The 17,405-nt window shown below is 39.4% G+C and carries 23 protein-coding genes; 8 read left to right on the plus strand and 15 right to left on the minus strand.

Going from position 1 to position 17,405, the window contains the following annotated elements:
• The first annotated feature begins 23 nt into the window (after positions 1–23).
• The 4 genes from yhbY to rsfS are packed head-to-tail and all read left to right on the plus strand — an operon-like array spanning position 24 to position 1,887.
• Positions 24–314 (plus strand): ribosome assembly RNA-binding protein YhbY, encoded by a 291-nt coding sequence (gene yhbY, locus DW125_RS03910; RefSeq protein WP_021860974.1) that lies wholly within the window; start codon positions 24–26, stop codon positions 312–314.
• A 46-nt stretch (positions 315–360) separates the two neighbouring features.
• Positions 361–969: a nicotinate-nucleotide adenylyltransferase gene (gene nadD, locus DW125_RS03915; protein ID WP_021860975.1), complete on the plus strand. Its 609-nt coding sequence runs from the start codon at positions 361–363 to the stop codon at positions 967–969.
• Positions 959–1,543 carry a bis(5'-nucleosyl)-tetraphosphatase (symmetrical) YqeK gene (yqeK, locus tag DW125_RS03920; protein WP_021860976.1) on the plus strand — a complete coding sequence of 195 codons (585 nt, stop codon included), beginning with the start codon at positions 959–961 and terminating at the stop codon, positions 1,541–1,543. Before nadD ends, yqeK begins: the two co-directional genes overlap by 11 nt.
• A 2-nt stretch (positions 1,544–1,545) precedes the next feature.
• On the plus strand, positions 1,546–1,887 hold the full coding sequence (rsfS, locus tag DW125_RS03925) for a ribosome silencing factor (RefSeq protein WP_021860977.1): 342 nt from the start codon (positions 1,546–1,548) through the stop codon (positions 1,885–1,887).
• Between the two features lie 204 nt (positions 1,888–2,091).
• On the opposite strand, the gene lexA is transcribed toward rsfS, so the two are convergent.
• Complete coding sequence (gene lexA, locus DW125_RS03930) at positions 2,092–2,709, minus strand: transcriptional repressor LexA (protein WP_021860978.1); 618 nt, start codon at positions 2,707–2,709, stop codon at positions 2,092–2,094.
• A 271-nt stretch (positions 2,710–2,980) separates the two neighbouring features.
• Between lexA and DW125_RS03935 the strand changes: the two genes are divergently transcribed.
• From DW125_RS03935 to DW125_RS03945, 3 genes are all read left to right on the plus strand, one after another.
• Positions 2,981–3,340 carry a LysM peptidoglycan-binding domain-containing protein gene (locus DW125_RS03935; RefSeq protein ID WP_021860979.1) on the plus strand — a complete coding sequence of 120 codons (360 nt, stop codon included), beginning with the start codon at positions 2,981–2,983 and terminating at the stop codon, positions 3,338–3,340.
• Between the two features lie 344 nt (positions 3,341–3,684).
• Positions 3,685–4,680, plus strand: coding sequence for a dipeptidase (locus DW125_RS03940; protein ID WP_021860980.1), 996 nt, complete (start codon positions 3,685–3,687; stop codon positions 4,678–4,680).
• 444 nt (positions 4,681–5,124) lie between these two features.
• On the plus strand, positions 5,125–6,180 hold the full coding sequence (locus DW125_RS03945) for a tyrosine-type recombinase/integrase (RefSeq protein WP_021860981.1): 1,056 nt from the start codon (positions 5,125–5,127) through the stop codon (positions 6,178–6,180).
• Between the two features lie 71 nt (positions 6,181–6,251).
• On the opposite strand, the gene DW125_RS03950 is transcribed toward DW125_RS03945, so the two are convergent.
• From DW125_RS03950 to DW125_RS03985, 8 genes are all read right to left on the minus strand, one after another.
• Complete coding sequence (locus DW125_RS03950; protein WP_021860982.1) at positions 6,252–6,896, minus strand: cytidylate kinase-like family protein; 645 nt, start codon at positions 6,894–6,896, stop codon at positions 6,252–6,254.
• Between the two features lie 117 nt (positions 6,897–7,013).
• The gene (locus DW125_RS03955) at positions 7,014–7,934 is read right to left on the minus strand and encodes an RluA family pseudouridine synthase (protein ID WP_021860983.1); all 921 of its coding nucleotides are present in this window, start codon (positions 7,932–7,934) and stop codon (positions 7,014–7,016) included.
• A complete protein-coding gene (gene lspA / locus DW125_RS03960) occupies positions 7,900–8,421 on the minus strand; it encodes a signal peptidase II (protein ID WP_021860984.1) in 522 nt (173 codons plus the stop codon). The genes DW125_RS03955 and lspA overlap by 35 nt, the downstream gene beginning before the upstream one ends.
• Positions 8,422–8,439: 18 nt before the next feature.
• Positions 8,440–9,195 (minus strand): YlmH family RNA-binding protein, encoded by a 756-nt coding sequence (locus DW125_RS03965; RefSeq protein WP_117537199.1) that lies wholly within the window; start codon positions 9,193–9,195, stop codon positions 8,440–8,442.
• A gap of 20 nt (positions 9,196–9,215) precedes the next feature.
• Positions 9,216–9,767, minus strand: a complete 552-nt coding sequence (locus DW125_RS03970; protein ID WP_021860986.1) for a cell division protein SepF — start codon at positions 9,765–9,767, stop codon at positions 9,216–9,218.
• Between the two features lie 24 nt (positions 9,768–9,791).
• Complete coding sequence (locus tag DW125_RS03975; protein WP_021860987.1) at positions 9,792–10,487, minus strand: YggS family pyridoxal phosphate-dependent enzyme; 696 nt, start codon at positions 10,485–10,487, stop codon at positions 9,792–9,794.
• Between the two features lie 12 nt (positions 10,488–10,499).
• Positions 10,500–11,879 (minus strand): HlyD family efflux transporter periplasmic adaptor subunit, encoded by a 1,380-nt coding sequence (locus DW125_RS03980; RefSeq protein ID WP_021860988.1) that lies wholly within the window; start codon positions 11,877–11,879, stop codon positions 10,500–10,502.
• 11 nt (positions 11,880–11,890) lie between these two features.
• Positions 11,891–12,841 carry a TIGR01212 family radical SAM protein gene (locus DW125_RS03985; RefSeq protein WP_021860989.1) on the minus strand — a complete coding sequence of 317 codons (951 nt, stop codon included), beginning with the start codon at positions 12,839–12,841 and terminating at the stop codon, positions 11,891–11,893.
• A gap of 94 nt (positions 12,842–12,935) precedes the next feature.
• Here DW125_RS03985 and DW125_RS03990 point away from each other — a divergent pair, with 94 nt between their 5' ends.
• Positions 12,936–13,139: a DUF378 domain-containing protein gene (locus DW125_RS03990; RefSeq protein WP_021860990.1), complete on the plus strand. Its 204-nt coding sequence runs from the start codon at positions 12,936–12,938 to the stop codon at positions 13,137–13,139.
• A 51-nt stretch (positions 13,140–13,190) separates the two neighbouring features.
• Here DW125_RS03990 and DW125_RS03995 read toward each other — a convergent pair whose 3' ends face one another.
• From DW125_RS03995 to DW125_RS04020, 6 genes are read right to left on the minus strand one after another with little or no spacing between them, the layout of a single operon-like run.
• A complete protein-coding gene (locus DW125_RS03995) occupies positions 13,191–14,225 on the minus strand; it encodes a D-alanyl-D-alanine carboxypeptidase family protein (RefSeq protein ID WP_021860991.1) in 1,035 nt (344 codons plus the stop codon).
• Complete coding sequence (gene mgsA / locus DW125_RS04000) at positions 14,209–14,604, minus strand: methylglyoxal synthase (protein WP_021860992.1); 396 nt, start codon at positions 14,602–14,604, stop codon at positions 14,209–14,211. Before mgsA ends, DW125_RS03995 begins: the two co-directional genes overlap by 17 nt.
• Positions 14,605–14,616: 12 nt before the next feature.
• Positions 14,617–15,741, minus strand: coding sequence for an FtsW/RodA/SpoVE family cell cycle protein (locus DW125_RS04005; protein ID WP_021860993.1), 1,125 nt, complete (start codon positions 15,739–15,741; stop codon positions 14,617–14,619).
• Positions 15,738–15,950, minus strand: coding sequence for a cell division topological specificity factor MinE (locus DW125_RS04010; protein WP_021860994.1), 213 nt, complete (start codon positions 15,948–15,950; stop codon positions 15,738–15,740). Before DW125_RS04010 ends, DW125_RS04005 begins: the two co-directional genes overlap by 4 nt.
• Before the next feature lie 12 nt (positions 15,951–15,962).
• Positions 15,963–16,754, minus strand: a complete 792-nt coding sequence (gene minD / locus DW125_RS04015; protein ID WP_021860995.1) for a septum site-determining protein MinD — start codon at positions 16,752–16,754, stop codon at positions 15,963–15,965.
• Positions 16,736–17,398, minus strand: a complete 663-nt coding sequence (locus DW125_RS04020; protein WP_021860996.1) for a septum site-determining protein MinC — start codon at positions 17,396–17,398, stop codon at positions 16,736–16,738. The genes minD and DW125_RS04020 overlap by 19 nt, the downstream gene beginning before the upstream one ends.
• Between the last annotated feature and the right edge of the window lie 7 nt (positions 17,399–17,405).

Raw genomic sequence — 17,405 nt, forward strand, 5'->3', positions numbered from 1 at the left:
GATAACAAAATAGGAGAGAAAGCATGACAACGAAACAGAGAGCTTATTTAAAAAGTCTTGCCATGACAATGGATCCGATCTTCCAGGTCGGGAAAAACAGCATGACACCGGAATTTACAAAAGCAATTGCTGAAGCTTTGGAAGCACGCGAACTAATTAAGATCAGTGTGCTGAAAAACTGTGCAGATGATCCGAAAGAACTGGCGTCACTGCTTGCTGAGCGTACACGCTCCCAGGTTGTACAGGTGATCGGCAAGAAGATAGTCCTTTACAAAGAAGGAAAAGATAAAAACAAAAAAATACAGCTTCCATAGTGAAATTGAAAAACAGCGGAACAAAGTAAGCAGGAGAGAGGCAACCATGAAAATAGGTATTATGGGTGGTACGTTTGATCCGATCCATAACGGACATTTAATGCTCGGAGATACGGCAAGAGATCAGTTCGGTCTGGACGTTATATGGTTTATGCCAAACGGACGTCCTCCGCACAAGGCATTGGATTCTATAGGATCAGACACAGATATGCGTGCAAAGATGGTGGCACTGGCTATCAAAGATCACAAATCATTTGAATTACAGGATTATGAACTAAAAAGAAAAGAAGTCTCCTATTCGTATGAGACACTGGAATATTTTCATGCAGTATATCCGGAAGATGAATTTTATTTTATTATTGGTGCGGACTCTCTTCGTGATATTGAAAAATGGGTGCATCCAGAGCGGTTGCTTGCGGTCTGCCACGTGCTGGCTGCTTACAGGGATGAGTGGAATACCAGACAGACAATGCTGGAACATATTTCTTACCTGAATGATAAATACCATGCACGTATCAAGCTTTTACAGTCTCCGCTGATTGCAATATCTTCTCACGAATTGCGTGCAAAGATAAGAGCAGGAGAGTCTATTACCGGGCTTGTTCCTGCGGAAGTGGAAGCATTTATTGCAAAGGAAGGTTTGTATGAATCATAAAGTACGTAAAATACGCAAAAAATTAAAGTCAGAACTGGACACAGACCGTTATGAACATACATTGGGCGTTATGTATACAGCTTCATCGCTCGCTATGTGCCATGGCGAAGATATTGAGAAGGCATTGCTTGCTGGACTCCTGCATGATTGCGCCAAATGCATTCCTTCAGAAACCAAGATCCGTCTCTGTGACAAATATCACCTGAGCATATCTGAAGTAGAGATGAAGAATCCAAGTCTCCTCCATGCGAAACTGGGCGCCTTTCTGGCTGCCAGAAATTATCATGTTGAGAATCGGGAGATTGTAGATGCAATTGCCTGTCATACGACAGGAAGACCGCATATGTCCCGTCTGGATAAGATTTTGTATATTGCCGACTACATTGAGCCTGGGCGCAGGGAATTGCCGAATATGGCGGATGTGCGGAAAATGGCATTTCAGGATCTTGATGAATGTCTCTACAGAATTTTAAAAGATTCGCTGGTATATTTAAACAGCCGGAATCTTCCACTGGATCCAATGACGGAAAAGACATATTTATATTATAAAGAAAAACTCGGAAAGGAGAGTTGACGATGGATCAGGCATTAGACATGGCTAAAATCGCTTATGAAGCACTTGACGAAAAAAAAGGCGAGGCGATCAAAGTAATCGATATCTCACAGATATCTGTAATTGCTGATTACTTTATCATCACAAACGGTACCAGTGACAGTCAGGTGAAGGCACTGGTCGAAAATGTACAGGAAAAACTGGCAAGAGTCGGTCATCATCCAAAGCAGACAGAAGGAAATAGAAGCGGAACTTGGGTACTGCTGGATTATGGTGATATTATCGTACATGTATTTGATAAAGAGAACCGTTCTTTCTACAATCTGGAGCGCACCTGGAGCGATGGGACAGAGGTAGAGATGTAAAATAACAATTCTTTTAAAGGATTTAAAAGGCGTTTGTGAAAATAATTATAGAATAAAAAATAGAAATGATAAAAGGCCTGCAAGTGCGTCTGTTAAAGTCAGCGCTTGCAGGCTTTTTTGTTATGACGACGCTTAAAATAAATGCATGCACTCGTACAGATGCAGCCTCCAACCGCCAGCGAATCAATGATAAAATTATTAATCTTAGCGCATAAAGCGGAACACACCGATAACTTTACCTAAGATCGTACAGTCCGGAACAATGATTGGATCCATAAAATCATTCTCCGGCTGCAGACGAATGACACCTTCCTCTTTATAAAAGGTTTTAACTGTAGCACCATCTTCAATCATAGCAACAACCATATCACCGTTGTGTGCAGTATTCTCTTCCTGAGCAAGAACATAATCCCCATTCAGAATTCCGGCATTAATCATACTTTCACCACAGACTTTTAGAAGAAATGTTTGCTTATTCGGCATAAATTCCATTGGGATAGGAAAGTATTCTTCAATATTCTGTTCTGCGAGAAGTGGTTCTCCGGCTGCGACACGCCCTACGATCGGGACGTTGACCATCTCACGTCTTGTAAAGTTAAATGCTTCATCTAAAATCTCAATCGCACGAGGCTTTGTCGAATCACGGCGGATATATCCGTTCTTCTCCAGTGTTTCTAAGTGGGAGTGTACAGAAGAAGTAGATTTTAAATGAACAGCCTCGCAGATATCACGAACGGCAGGTGGAAAACCACGTTCCAGAATCTGTGACTTAATGTAATCCAGAATCTCCTGTTGTTTTGCGCTTATCTTTCCCTGTGCCATATGTCATTGCCTCCGTATTCTATAATATATTATATAAGATATCAAAGCAAAATCCTCCGCAGTGATACCTGTAGTTCGTTATATGTCAGGAACTTTCTAATACCTAAAAATATTTTATCATAGAGATATTTAAAAAGCAAACAAATGTTTAGAAAATATGTTCGATTATTTGAAATAAATCTATTGACAACCGAACATTTGTTTTGTATAATGCATTTAGAACAAATGTTCAGGAACATATATTCGAAACTGTACAGAGGGGGAATCAGTTATGCGTAAGGGAAGTAATCATAGAACAGTAAAGAGAAGAAGAGAAGTGTTTTTGAAAAAAATATGTATTACGCTTGCACTGGCAGGTATTGTATTAACCGGTAGTATTGTCGGTGGAAGCCGGCTTGTATCAGCACATGATAACGCAGCGAAGGAATCTGTTGAATATAAGTACTACAAGAGCATTGAAGTTTCCAGAGGAGACAGTTTATGGAGCATTGCAAAAGAATATATGAGTCAGGACTATGATTCCATTTACGATTATATAGATGAATTAAAGCAGATGAATCATCTGGATTCGGATGATATTCATGCAGGACAGTATTTGACAGTATCATATTATGAGGCGAATTTCCAGTAATCAGGTAAGGATGTTTAATTGTCATAGCATCTTGAGAAAGTTGTCAGTTGCAAGTCTTGTAAGTTATTAATCCCGTGGATTTCAAAGGATTAATAATTAGTAATCTATTTTGATATATAAGGGAAACCCTATCTTATATATATTATACTCACCAAAAGAACAGATTTTGATAATGGTATTTCGTTATCTGAATTTGTTCTTTTTTATTTTAATTTTTCAAAATGTTGTTTATTTTCGCAAAAAGATGTATAATGAATTTAGAATTTCAATACGGATATAGAGATTATAAATATACAAAACGTCAATGAAAAAAGACGTTAATATAAAAGAGGAGGAATGTTACAATGAAAAAACAACTTTTTGATGCACATGGGGATATCTGGTCAGATGTTACAATTCACAGTCTGAAAGGAGAACGCGATATTTTCAGGAAGTACCATTTGGATAAGTTCAAAAAAGGTAATGTTTTTGGTGGTACGTTTGTAATGTGGATTGATCCACCATATGATGAAGATCCAAAGAAACGTATCAAACAAATTGAAGCTGCCGTACGTCAGGAGATTGAAGACTCAAAAGATATTCTGAATATCGTTAAAAAGTATGAGGATTTTGAGAAAGGTACAGCGGAGGGTAAGATTAATGTATTGATGGGACTGGAAGGTTTATCTTACATAGGCGAAGATATTGATCAGATCAATTATTATTATGACGAATTTGGTGTACGTGATATCATGGTAACATGGAATGAAGAGAATGCTCTTGGTTCCGGATGGCCGGGAGACAAGAACAGAGGCTTAACTCCAAAAGGGAAAGAAGCAATCAAACGTATGAATGAACTTGGTATTGTTCTGGATGTTTCTCATCTGAATGACAAAGGTTTCTGGGATATTATTGAATTATCAGACGGACATCCGGTTATTGCATCCCACAGTAACGCAAGAGCATTATCTGCACATGGACGAAACTTAAGTGATGAAATGATCAAAGCTTTAGCTGCAACCGGCGGTGTAATGGGAATGAACCGTCTGGATGCATTTATCAGTCCTGATAAAGCAAAACAGTCCGTAGAAGGTCTGGCAGAACATGTAGATTATATCGTCAATCTGGTAGGTATTGATCATGTTGGATGCGGATTTGATTTTGAAGATTATCTGAGTTCAGATGCACTTTCTAAGAATGGTGCACCGGACGAGAATCCGCTTGGAACAAAAGGCCTGTTATCTGCAGCAGATGCGTGGAACTTCATTGAGACATTGAAGAAAAAAGGCTACAGTGATGAAGATCTTGAAAAGATTGCTTATAAGAACTTCTACAGAGTATACAAACAGGTATTAAAATAAGAGACGCAGATAAAAAATATTTTATTATAATTTAATTTATGAATAAACGCATAATCTCTTCATAATATTTTTTAGCAGGAAGGTCAGGTGATTCTCTATCAACTGACCTTCCTGCTGTATCAAACATCCATCTTTTCTCTTATTATAAAATAAAAGTTTTTATTTTCCATATTCATAATATTATATCTCGTAGTTTGTTATCAAAAAGAGAATATGGTTCATAATATATCTATACGACAAATACCGATTTTTCAAAAAGATATAGACACGAAAATCAAAAATATGGTATAATACGGTTGTCAATATAATACACGGCAATTAAAATTAATCTTGATACAAAGTCTTTTCATATTGATGTTAGTTAGCTTTTAAGTTAAGTATATCTATATTGTGTAAATAAGTTCAAATAGTAAATAAATTGTATAATAAGGAGTCACAAGATATATGCAGACCAAAACATACCACGAACAGATTCAGATTGATGAAACGATACGATTAAGAGAAATCCTGCAGACACTGCCGCCATTTGCCAAAGATTATTTTCGTGCCATAGAGCCCAGATCTTCCGCAAAAACAAGAATGAATTATGCATATGATATCCGGGTTTTCTTTCATTTCCTGATGGAAAATAATTCGTTTTATAAGAATTACACAATCGATCAGTTTAAAGTCAGTGATCTGGAGCGTTTAAAACCGGTAGATATCGAAGAATATATGGAATATTTGAAAGTATATAACCGTGAAGGCGAACGGATCACGAACAGTGAAAAAGGGCTTTCCAGGAAGATGTCGGCTCTGCGTAGCTTTTACCAGTATTATTTCAAACATCAGATGATTGAGAAAAATCCGACATTGCTGGTTGATATGCCCAAATTACATGAAAAAGCGATTATTCGTCTGGATACGGACGAGGTAGCGCTCTTGCTTGACTATGTAGAACATGCAGGCGAACATTTAACCGGTCAATCACTAACATATTACAGGAAAACAAGAGATCGTGATCTGGCAATCCTGACATTGCTTCTTGGCACTGGAATCCGTGTTTCAGAGTGCGTGGGACTGGATCTTACAGATGTAGATTTTAAAAATAATGGAATTACAGTTACACGAAAAGGTGGTAATCAGATGGTTGTTTATTTTGGGTCAGAGGTTGCGAATGCATTGGATACTTACATCTGTGGAGACAGAAAAGCAGCCACACCTCTCTCCGGTCATGAAAATGCACTTTTTTTATCTACTAGGCGCACACGTATGGGTGTTCAGGCTATAGAAAATATGGTGAAAAAATATGCCAGACAGGTGACACCGAACAAAAAAATAACACCGCATAAGCTGCGCAGCACTTATGGTACGGCGCTCTATAAAGAAACCGGTGATATTTATCTTGTTGCGGATGTTCTAGGACACAAAGATGTAAATACGACAAAGAAGCATTATGCCGCAATTGACGAAAACCGGCGTCGTCTTGCCGCTTCTGCTGTAAAATTAAGAGAGAGCTGACCGGCTTTCTCTTTTTCTTGTATTAAGAAAACCACGCGATAGTCGCGTGGTTCTATAATTAAATTCCGATATTACAGCTTCTTATTACTGTCGCGTTCTTTCAGTTCTACAAGTTTCTCAATAGCCTCTGCAGTTCCATCGATGCCAAGCACGGAGCTGTCCAGGCTCATATGATAACTTTCTGCAGATCCCCATTTCTTATTGCTGTAGTAATTATAATAGCTTGCACGCTTTTTATCTGTTTTCATGATCATATCTTTTGCTTTTGCATCTGTCAGATCATAGATTCTGGCAATTCTGCGGATCCTTGCATCCAGATCGGCATGAATAAATACACTCAATAAATTCTCATTATCTTCCAATGCGTAATCTGCACATCTTCCTACAAGAATACACGGTCCTTCAGAAGCAATCTTCTTGATCGCATCAAACTGTGCAAGAAATACTTTATGGTTGATTGGCATATCTGCATAACTTCCGGATGAATATCCAAGAGAATAAGTATCCATTACAAGAGAATAAAGGAAACTGTTCGTTGGTTTCTCATCATGTGTCTCAAATAATTCTTCGCAGAGCCCACTTTCTTTTGCTGCTCTCGCAAGCATTTCTTTATCGTACAGCTTAATTCCAAGATCTTTTGCAACTTTATATCCGATCTCACGTCCGGCACTTCCAAATTGTCTTCCTATTGTAATGATTGTATTTGTTTTTTCCATATCCATCACGCTCCTTTTTTATACCTGCGTATACAAGAGAAGCTGAAGATAACAGGTTCTCTGTATATCTGTTATTATACAATAATTCAAGTGGAATGTATATAATTTTTAGATAATTTATGCTTTTTTTCTAAGTATATCGAGAAGATTGTTAAAATACTCTGGAATTGGCGCATCTACTTCAATATATTCACCGGAGCGCGGATGAATGAAACCAAGCGTTTTTGCATGAAGTGTCTGACCGGTAAGTCCTGGAAATGGACATTTTTTCGGTCCGTACACCTGATCCCCTAACAGTGGATGTCCGATACTGGACATATGCACGCGGATTTGATGTGTACGTCCGGTCTCCAGCTTACATTGGATATAAGTATAATTGCCGAAACGTTCCAGTACTTTATAATGCGTTACTGCATGCCTGCTTTGCTTTGCATGCGTACTCATTTTTTTCCGGTCAATGGGATGTCTGCCGATCGGAGCATTTACGGTGCCTTCGTCTTCTTTTATATTGCCGTGTACAATTGCAATATAAATCCGGTGGATTGAATGTTCTTTAAGCTGTTCAGACAGGTTCTGGTGTGCCAGATCGTTTTTACAGACGATCAGAGAGCCTGTCGTATCCATATCGATACGATGGACAATACCAGGCCTTAAATCACCATTGATTCCGGACAACTGATCTTTGCAATGATACAACAATGCGTTTACCAGCGTACCTGTATAATGGCCTGGAGCCGGATGGACAACCATCCCCTTTGGTTTATTTACAACGATAACATCCCTGTCTTCATACAAAATATCCAGTGGAAGCGCCTCAGGGAGGATATCCGGCTCTTTTAGCTCCGGAATGGACAAAGATATTACATCATCTGTAAGAAGCCTGTAATTGGATTTTACAGGCTTCTCATTGACAGTAATATGTGCATCTTTTATTAACTTCTGAATCCGGGATCGGGAAAGCTCCGGTGTTGCATCAGCGAGAAAACGGTCAATCCGAGCCCCGTTATTTTCCTTTTCGATTATGAAAGATCTGCTCAAGGTCTTCCTCCTTATAATAAAATAATAATAAAATAATCAGTCCAAATGCCGAAAACGTTACATAAATATCAGCAACATTAAATATAGGGAAATCAATGAGAGAAAAATAAAAGAAATCCACTACATAATGCCGGATCACACGGTCGATCATATTACCGAACGCCCCTGCTAATATAAATACCGCACAGATACGAAGTGGCAAAAAATGTTTCGTCATCGGAACTGTCCTGTAAAAATATATGGAAAAAAACGCAATAAGAGCGACACAGAAAATAAAGAAAAACTGTTTGCCCTGCAGCATCCCAAAAGCAGCGCCTCTGTTTTCCAGATATTCAAGTTCAAATACATTTTTTATAACAATATAAGAATCGTGTCCTTTAAGATGCGTAAGTACCAGCAATTTGGTCCACTGATCAAATAAAACTCCGGCAACAACTGCGATAATTGCAATGAAATAATGTACCGGACGTGATTGTTTTTTCTTCATAATTTTCCTCTTTTTCTTTTAAATATATTTTCTGACAGTTACCATATAACGCCCTTTTTTCGTAGCAGCAATTGTTTCTTCATACATGATCCTGCCGAGCCCGCGTACGGAAATAAAATCTTCCTCTTTCAGATGGCATCCGTTGCTTGTGATAAGCTTTCCATTTACAAATACTTTCCCAGCTTGAATATAAGCGGTCAGCTTGCTGCGGGACAATGGATATGCCACAGAAAGGATCGTATCCAGTCTTACCGACGGAACCGTCCCCTTTATCTGTTGGTATTTGGGTTCATAGGAAATGTCTCCTGGTTCCTGAATCTTAGTCTGTACTGTAGTGTGACGGATACGTGTCAGATTATCGGCGATAAAGTCAGCAATCTCCGGTTTAACAAATACGATTGCTCTCTGGCCGTCAATGAGAATATCGCCCATACGGCTTCTTTCAATACCAAGATTCATTAAAGCGCCAAGGTAATCTCGATGTGTCAGTGATTCTGAAAAATTCAGATTTAACGGTTCGATTATCACTGTTTTCATTGGATAAAAATATTCATAACAAAGAGCATCAGGTAGAAATGCAACCATCTGACGCTCTGCTGTGTCATACCCACCGTAAGTTTCGTAGGCAACCGGAAACTGATCCTTTGGCGTAGTATGAAGTATATTTAATTCATTCAGATTCAGAAAATCTGAAAATGTTACGATATCTCTCTGATAAGCCTGATTCGATAATTCAATCAGACGTTTTCTTAACATAAGTTCTTCTTTGTTCATAGCTTCGCTGTTAAAGATCCTTAAAATCTTGATCGCATGGAAGAAGCATCAAAAGAAGTATTTAAAAGATCCTGAAGATCACCGGAAATATCTACATCTGTCGGTGTTACCAGGAATATGTAATTTGAAATCTTCTGAAGATTACCGCTGATTGCAAACGCAGCTCCGGAAGTAAAGTCGATAATACGCTGAGCCACTTCCAGATCCAATCCTTCCAGATTCAGAATTACAGTTCTTCCACTCAGAAGTGTCTCTGTAATCTCGCGTGCATCTTCTACGGAATTTGGTTTGATAACACAAACTTCCATATTAACATTGCTTCTTCTTGCAGGCTGACGCATCGGAGTAACTTTATTGCTTGAATGAACCGGTTTTGTAGATTTTTCCGGAAGATCAAAGTCCTCTTCTGCTTCTTCATCATCAAAATCTTTTCCCTTATTATTTTTTTTGAAAAAGCTCTTTTTCGGTTTTTCTTCAAAATCGTCATCATACTCATCATCATAAAAGTCATCATCGTAATCTTCGTCATCGCTTAACTTCATGATGTCTAAAAACTTATCTAATACTCCCATTTTCAATAATCTCCTATCTTCCGTTTATACTTGAGCATAATTGCGCGCACCGAAAATACCTGTTCCGACACGAACCATTGTTGCCCCCTCTTCTACGGCTACTTGATAATCATTCGTCATACCCATAGAAAGTATACTCACATTAACATTATCAACGTTTTTCTTTGCAATGTCAACAGATAATTTACGTAAATCAGCGAAAACTGTACGATTTTTTTCTGGATTTTCTACAAATGGAGCAATTGTCATAAGTCCTTTTACCTGAATATGTTTTAAGTTTGCAATTTCATCAATGAAGCCGTCTACTTCTTCCGGCATAAGTCCGAATTTGCTTTCTTCTTTTGCAACATTGACTTCTACAAGAATGTTTGCGATCAGATCATGTTTCTGCGCTTCTTTGTCAATTGTCTCAGCAAGACGGATGGAATCTACAGAGTGGATCAGATCTACTTTATCAATAATATATTTGACTTTATTGCGCTGCAGATGACCGATCATATGCCAGTGTATATCTTTTGGAAGTGAGTCGTATTTTTCTGTCAGTTCCTGTACTTTGTTCTCTCCGAAGACACGGACACCAAGATCATAAGCTTCCTGAAGTGTCTCTACAGGTTTTGTTTTACTGACCGCGATCAGTGTTACATCTTCTCTGTTACGACCACTTTTTTTACATGCTTCCTGAATTTTTTCTTCTACGCTTTCCAGATTTTCTTTTAACATGTTGTACCTCCTTTATTCAAAGACGATATCATTATCCTGAACAGATTTACCGTCTAATGCAATATGGTCATAATTAGACAGACCATAATCGTTTCCCTCTTCCACAATGTAATATTCATCGCTCTTACATAAAATATTGATCTGTTTGAATACAGCATAACCTTTGTTAATATTATAAACGCCTTTCAGCGATTTTGTCTCACTTAATGTATATTTCTGTGTAGAATCCGGCTTGATCAGTACAGCCCCTTCTTTAAAATCAGCTGGATTCAGATAAACAAGTCCCTTTTTCGAATCGCGGTAATAAATCGTTTCGACCTGAAATTCCGCATTCTCCGATCCATTATCCAGCAGGACGCCCGTACTCTTGCTGTTGCCGCCCTGTGTCAGGTAATCTTCCGGAACTGCATAAAAATCTTTGGAAACAACAGAGGATTTTGGAATCTTAAGTCCTGATTCGTCTTCCAGTATAAGTTCCAGGTCAAGGAATCGTTCATCTGCATAACGGATCATCCCATTCCGGAAACTTAAATATGCAAGATAGCCTCCATCTTTCTCTTTGATCGTGAGACCTGCGGAAGCTGTTTCATTATCTTTCAGAAACCGCACTTTGACCATGGACTGCTTTTTCAGAGAATCTGCAGTTTTGGAATCCAGCGGAATGATCACTGTCCAGGAATCTCCTGTAACAAGACGGTATACCGGATTCTGCGCTTTTACATACTGGTTATTAGATAAAATCTTTTTTTCATAAGATTTACCGGAAATCATCTGCTCCGTGACCTGGTTCGCCGCCGTGCTTTCATATCCGTCATAAGAATAAAAAACAACGCCGTCCTTCGTTCCCTTATATACACTCACGGTTCCGGTATTGGAAGTCAGAATATCCGACAACTGTGCCTGACGATTCTGACTGGATTTGTTGTCCAGTACGGATTTTACAGAATCCTTTACGGAATATACATCCCGAAAAGAATCTTCTTTGAAATTCTCGCTGAAATTCTGAATCTTTACAAGCATCGCCTCTTCTTCTTCACTGCTCAGTTCATTTGTTTCAGTGGAAGTACTGTTATTTAGATTTAATTTCTTCGCAGATGATGTATAAACACTGGTTCTTGCACCGACTTTGCTCTCCTCCGGAGCAAAATAATTTACGTAGCCATCCCGGTCTGCGGTGATGGTACTCTCCTCACGAATTACAAATCCGGTATAAGTATTATCTTTTACAATGGATCCCTCTCTTACTTCATAAGCAGAAACATGCTTATTGGTCAGATACATCAGTACCGTTGCAAACAGGTAAATGAAAACAGCACCAAATATAATGATCCCGATATTTATATGTGTTTTTTTGCGGTAAACCGCAATATTTGTCATTTTGTTATCTGCCAAAATACAGCCCCCTATTTTTCATTTAGTGCAGCACCGTCAAGATATCCGGATAATCTTCCCTGATAATGCTCTCCGGCTATCATGTGTGCTTCAAGTTCGTCTTTTAATTTCCACCAGCTTGTCTGCCAGTTGCAGAATACAGCATCCTTTTCCGGAATACGGCTGAAAAGCCGCTCTACTGCAATGCGTGGTTTCAGATACTCAAGAAATACCGTTACACGCCGGAAATATTCTTCTTTGGAACACAAAGTTATTGTACCATTTTCGTATTCTTCACACAACCGCGTGTTTTTTGCAATGTAAAGGGAATGTACCTTCACGCAATCATTAGAAAGAGCACTTAAGATTTTTGCGGTTTCAATGCTGTCTGTGATCGTATCTCCCGGCAGATTTAGTATTACATGTGTGCAAAGATCAAAACCGTATCGTTTTATCTGTATTGCGGCATCGATATATTCTGCAAGTGTATGTCCACGGTCAATCTTCAAAAGTGTATGATAATTTGCGGTCTGCAGTCCTAGTTCAATCGTGATATTGCAGTGGTATTGTTCAGAAACACTACGTAAAGCATCAAGATATTCCTCTTTGATACAATCCGGTCTTGTAGAGACCGCAAGCTCTGTAATATCTGGAAACTGTGCTGCTTCTTCCATATATTTCCGGAAATCATTAAGTGGAAGAAATGTATTTGTATAATTTTGGAAATAAGCGATATACTTCTTCGCTTTGTATTTTTTTGCAATATGTTCCTGATTTTTTGCAAGCTGTTCGGTAACGGTATAAACTGCATCTAAAGATTCAAATCCGGTTCCACATTCTGCGCAGAAGCTGCAGCCACGTTTGCCGTTTAAACGGTTTGGACAGGTGATTGGCAGATTAATCGGAAGCTTGTATACTTTCTCTCCATATTTATTTTTTAAATAATCCGAATAAGGATAGTATAACGGTGATTCTTTTACCATTTTGAATTTCGTCCCTCTAAAATAGAATAAAATGACAGATCCTGTATATTTTTCGTTATATTAGTAATACTAGCAAAAAGGAGGTATTTCTAATATGAAATGGTTTGACAATACATCATTAACACTTGTCATTATTGGCGCCGTCAATTGGCTTCTGATCGGTATTTTTCGCTTTGACTTTGTGGCATTTCTTTTTGGAAATCTGACATGGCTTTCCAGAATTATCTATACACTGGTAGGTCTCTGCGGGCTGTATCTGATCAGTCTGTATGGAAGAATCGGTTCCATGTCCGATTAATCATACACACAAAAGGGGCAATCATTTCTGGCTGCCCCTTACATATAAATTCTAATTTGTATTTGGTATCTGATCAATAATGGATGACATATCTTTATATAACAATTCTTTTGATGTAGCCCCCATTATAATCGATATATATGGTGCCTTCTCATCTGTCTGGTCAAGAAGAACAAGGCAGTTTCCAGCTTTTGCGGTAGTTCCGGTCTTACCGCCTACTACAGTCGCTCCTGATGGGCGTTTAGCTTCTCCGGTTGCATAGTAGTTCGTCGGTTTCCAGGTTACTTTTCGTGTTGTTCCATTGGCACTCTGAATGTCCGCAGTATAAGATGATCTTCCGATGATATCTGTAAACTCTTTGTGTTTGACACATTCATTGAAGATCAGATAAATATCATAGGCAGTCGTATAATGGTTCTCATCATGTAATCCGCTTGGATTTGCAAAATGAGTGTTAGTAGCCATTAATTCCTGTGCTTTCTTATTCATCATATCTGCGAAGCCTTCGATACTTCCGCCAATGTAATAAGCGATTGCCTCTGCATTGTCATTGCCGGAATACAGAAGTAATCCGTTTAACAACGCTTCCAGTGTCAGTTTATCTCCTTTGTGGATTCCGCAGGTCTGTTCATCGGCTGCAAAATCTGAGGAATCTACTTCTACGGTGACCTCTTCGGATAGATCAGCACTCTCTATTGCAACAAGAGCCGTCATAATCTTCGTAATACTTGCAGGATACATCTTTGCAGTTGCATTATATGCATACGTGGTCTTAGAATTGTTCACATCAAACAGCGCCGCAGCTTTATACGTGGAACTGTCCGGAGCACCGGACATCTCTGTATCGCCATTCACAAGACACAGATCCTTTGCAAATAATTCACCGGTATATATTGCTTTATTATACTGCTTCTTTTCATAGGCATAGACAAGCTGTTTCGTTCCCATTCCGCCGGAAATGATAAGATAGCCGGCAACAACACATAACACAAGAAAGATTCCTGTCATCAGGCGCAGTGTCCGCTGACGTTGTCTTCTCCTTCTGGAATATGATTTCTTTTTTCTGTTATTATCGGTACATTTCACGCCAGTCAAGATCTCCTCTGTCAATTGATAAAATAATAAGTTCAGCCGTAGCAAGATTCGTTGCTAACGGAATATTATAAGTATCGCACATCCGAATCACATCATTAAGATCCGGATCGTTTGGCTTCGGTGCATATGGTTCTCTTAAGAAAATCAGTGCATCGATATCATTCTGTGCGATCTGTGCTCCTAACTGCTGCTGTCCCCCCAGGGAACCTGCAAGATATTTGTGAATATTAAGATTCGTCACTTCCTCGATCAAACGTCCGGTCGTCCCGGTTGCATATAAATGATGTCTGCTTAAAATACCTCTGTATGCGATACAAAAATTCTGCATTAATGTTTTCTTTGAATCGTGTGCAATTAGACCTATGTTCATTGTATTCTCTCCTTATTTGTATTTTTTCGGCTGTAAACCAACATTCAATACAATTCCGATACCAATGTACAGACTGACAAGAGAAGTCATTCCGTAACTGACAAACGGAAGTGGAACTCCTGTGTTCGGAATCAATCCTGTTGCAACACCGATATTGATAAAGCTCTGGACTCCTATGAGTCCGCCTACCCCGCAGCAGATGATCCTCCCTGCGAGGTCCTTCGCTCGAATTCCTATCAGAATACATTGTAGCACAATTAATAATAATAAAGCAATAACAACGCAACTTCCAATGAAACCTAATTCTTCACCAATGATCGCAAAAATAAAATCAGTCTGTGGCTCCAGAATAAAGTTACCATTTTTTACAGAGGTTGTTGTATTATTATTCAGTCCTTTTCCGGAAAGCTGTCCGGAACCAATTGCCATAACAGAGTTGTTCTGCTGATAGGCTCCATCATCTGCATATTTATCCGGTTCAAGGAAGGAAAGAATACGTTCCTGCTGGTAATCTTTCAGGAATGGCTGGTTCGGCTGCACAACAATGCTCAAAAAGATAATTGCTGTCGGAATCAGGATTATCAAAACAGTTCCGATAAAGCGGTAACTGAGTCCTGCAATATAAATCAGAAAACAGATTACTACAGCTGTACAGATCGTTGTGGAAAGGTTTGGCTCCATAATGATAAGCGCCAACGGTAATCCCGCAAGAATCGCATATTTGCAAAGTGTGTTACGGTCGTTTACATCCCGTTCATGTTCCATCAGGAACTTTGCGAAAAAAAGTATCAGCAGGATCTTTGCCATCTCAGATGGCTGGAAGGTAGTAAATCCCAGATCGATCCATCTAGTCGCTCCGCCGACCTTTTTACCTGCAACAAGTACCAGCCCCAGTATAAAAATAGAAAAGCCATAGAAAAACCAGTAAAAATCAAGCAGCCAGACATAATCAATGAATGTGACGATCATCATAAAGACAATTCCGATCACGACCCCCAGTACCTGACGACTCTGATATACCTGCTTGGCACTTCCTACAACAAGTATTCCAATTACAGATAAGATAAAAACAAGTGTAACTAATGTAAAATTGTAATCTCTTAACCGATACGGTTTCGTAAATTTTGGTAATTTCACTCTTCTTCTCCTGAAAAACTAATTAAAATTTGTGTTCTGAATATTTCTACTTTAAAATCCTCTTCTGTAAATTCCACATACTTGGAAAGCGTCTCATACAATTCCCGACATATTTTATCATAAGAATCTGGTGTGCATTTCACCCTGTCGCTGGTAACCAGTGCTTTTAAACGGTTTTTTGCAACAAAAACAGAAGATTTTTTTAACATAGGCTCTGCCTCCTACCCTTTCCGGAAAATTCCAGAAAGCTTTGAAAAGAATTTGTGGCTGCTGTTAAGATCCATAAATGGAACATCTTCACCCATAATTCTTCTGCTGATATTACGATACGCTTTTCCAGCCAGAGAGTCAATTCCGATGACGGGTTCTCCCTGGTTTGTGCCAATGACGACGTGTTCATCATCCGGCAATGCACCGATCAGAGGGATCGACAGAATCTCTGTCACATCATCCACGGACATCATATCGCCGCGTCTGACCATATCCATGCGGATCCGGTTAATGATCAATGCGTTATCCCTGAGACCGCTTTTTTCCAGCAGTCCGATGATACGGTCTGCGTCACGGATCGCAGACACTTCCGGAGTTGTGACTACAAGTGCGCGGTCAGCACCTGCGATCGCATTATGGAAGCCCTGCTCAATTCCCGCCGGGCAATCCAGCAGGATATAATCAAAATCTTCTTTTAATTCAGAAGTCAGCTTTTTCATTTGTCCCGGTGATATTGCCGACTTGTCCTTCGTCTGTGCAGAAGGCAGAAGATATAGATTCTCATATCGTTTATCTCTTATAAGCGCCTGTTTTAAGCGGCAGGAGCCTTCGATCACATCTACCAGGTTGTATACGATGAGATTTTCCAGTCCCATGACTACATCCAGGTTCCGAAGGCCGAGATCGGTATCGATCACGACAACCTTCTTGCCGGCTTCTGATAAGCCGGCACCGATATTTGCTGTTGTAGTTGTTTTACCTACACCGCCTTTTCCTGAAGTAATTACAATAACCTCGCCCATGAATAACTTCCTCCTATTACTGGTTTTACTTCGATCTCACCGATTCGAAGCAATTCTGGCTTCATATCAATTGCTGCGATCATCGCATTATAATCTCCAGTTGCGCCTGCAATGACTGTTCCGTATATCGTCCCGGTCACTGTAACGCTGCCCTTACATATGACAGTTGCGCCTGTCTCAATATCTCCAACAATTACAATGCTTTTATCCGCTTCAAGGATGGCACGTCCTCTCAGATTGCCTCTGTAGAACAGTCCATACTCTGTGTGTATTGTCTCTGCGGAGTCATAAGCTTCACCTGCTGTATCATTAGAAGTATTGTCTCTTGTCTTACGGCACAGATGTCTGCCAGACACCGGAGTATCTGTTATAGTATGTGTTTCCTGTGTATTATCTTCCGTGTCTGTCAGGCACAGAATCTGAATCCCGGCAGATTCTTCAATTGTCTCTGCCATTGCCTGTTCTTCCTCTTTCGTAAACGTACGCCCTTCAAAAGTTACTACCATACATGCATGATTAAAAAAATGAGTAAATGCATGCAGTTTTTCGTGAACCCGTTCTCTTAACAGATCAAACGGAAGTTCCGGATCAAAACGAAGAGTCATACCATATCTGTTACTTTTGATCAGAACAGGATCTTTCACATAGAAC

Origin of the sequence: Dorea sp. AM10-31 (genome assembly GCF_003435815.1) — a bacterium.
Lineage (GTDB): Bacteria > Bacillota > Clostridia > Lachnospirales > Lachnospiraceae > Dorea_D > Dorea_D hominis.

Excerpts from the sequence above, each read along its gene's own strand:
- yhbY (WP_021860974.1), top strand. The coding sequence starts at position 24 with ATGACAACGAAACAGAGAGCTTATTTAAAAAGTCTTGCCATGACAATG.
- nadD (WP_021860975.1), top strand. The coding sequence starts at position 361 with ATGAAAATAGGTATTATGGGTGGTACGTTTGATCCGATCCATAACGGA.
- yqeK (WP_021860976.1), top strand. The coding sequence starts at position 959 with ATGAATCATAAAGTACGTAAAATACGCAAAAAATTAAAGTCAGAACTG.
- rsfS (WP_021860977.1), top strand. The coding sequence starts at position 1,546 with ATGGATCAGGCATTAGACATGGCTAAAATCGCTTATGAAGCACTTGAC.
- lexA (WP_021860978.1), bottom strand. The coding sequence starts at position 2,709 with ATGGCACAGGGAAAGATAAGCGCAAAACAACAGGAGATTCTGGATTAC.
- DW125_RS03935 (WP_021860979.1), top strand. The coding sequence starts at position 2,981 with ATGCGTAAGGGAAGTAATCATAGAACAGTAAAGAGAAGAAGAGAAGTG.
- DW125_RS03940 (WP_021860980.1), top strand. The coding sequence starts at position 3,685 with ATGAAAAAACAACTTTTTGATGCACATGGGGATATCTGGTCAGATGTT.
- DW125_RS03945 (WP_021860981.1), top strand. The coding sequence starts at position 5,125 with ATGCAGACCAAAACATACCACGAACAGATTCAGATTGATGAAACGATA.
- DW125_RS03950 (WP_021860982.1), bottom strand. The coding sequence starts at position 6,896 with ATGGAAAAAACAAATACAATCATTACAATAGGAAGACAATTTGGAAGT.
- lspA (WP_021860984.1), bottom strand. The coding sequence starts at position 8,421 with ATGAAGAAAAAACAATCACGTCCGGTACATTATTTCATTGCAATTATC.
- DW125_RS03965 (WP_117537199.1), bottom strand. The coding sequence starts at position 9,195 with ATGAACAAAGAAGAACTTATGTTAAGAAAACGTCTGATTGAATTATCG.
- DW125_RS03970 (WP_021860986.1), bottom strand. The coding sequence starts at position 9,767 with ATGGGAGTATTAGATAAGTTTTTAGACATCATGAAGTTAAGCGATGAC.
- DW125_RS03975 (WP_021860987.1), bottom strand. The coding sequence starts at position 10,487 with ATGTTAAAAGAAAATCTGGAAAGCGTAGAAGAAAAAATTCAGGAAGCA.
- DW125_RS03985 (WP_021860989.1), bottom strand. The coding sequence starts at position 12,841 with ATGGTAAAAGAATCACCGTTATACTATCCTTATTCGGATTATTTAAAA.
- DW125_RS03990 (WP_021860990.1), top strand. The coding sequence starts at position 12,936 with ATGAAATGGTTTGACAATACATCATTAACACTTGTCATTATTGGCGCC.
- mgsA (WP_021860992.1), bottom strand. The coding sequence starts at position 14,604 with ATGAACATAGGTCTAATTGCACACGATTCAAAGAAAACATTAATGCAG.
- DW125_RS04010 (WP_021860994.1), bottom strand. The coding sequence starts at position 15,950 with ATGTTAAAAAAATCTTCTGTTTTTGTTGCAAAAAACCGTTTAAAAGCA.
- minD (WP_021860995.1), bottom strand. The coding sequence starts at position 16,754 with ATGGGCGAGGTTATTGTAATTACTTCAGGAAAAGGCGGTGTAGGTAAA.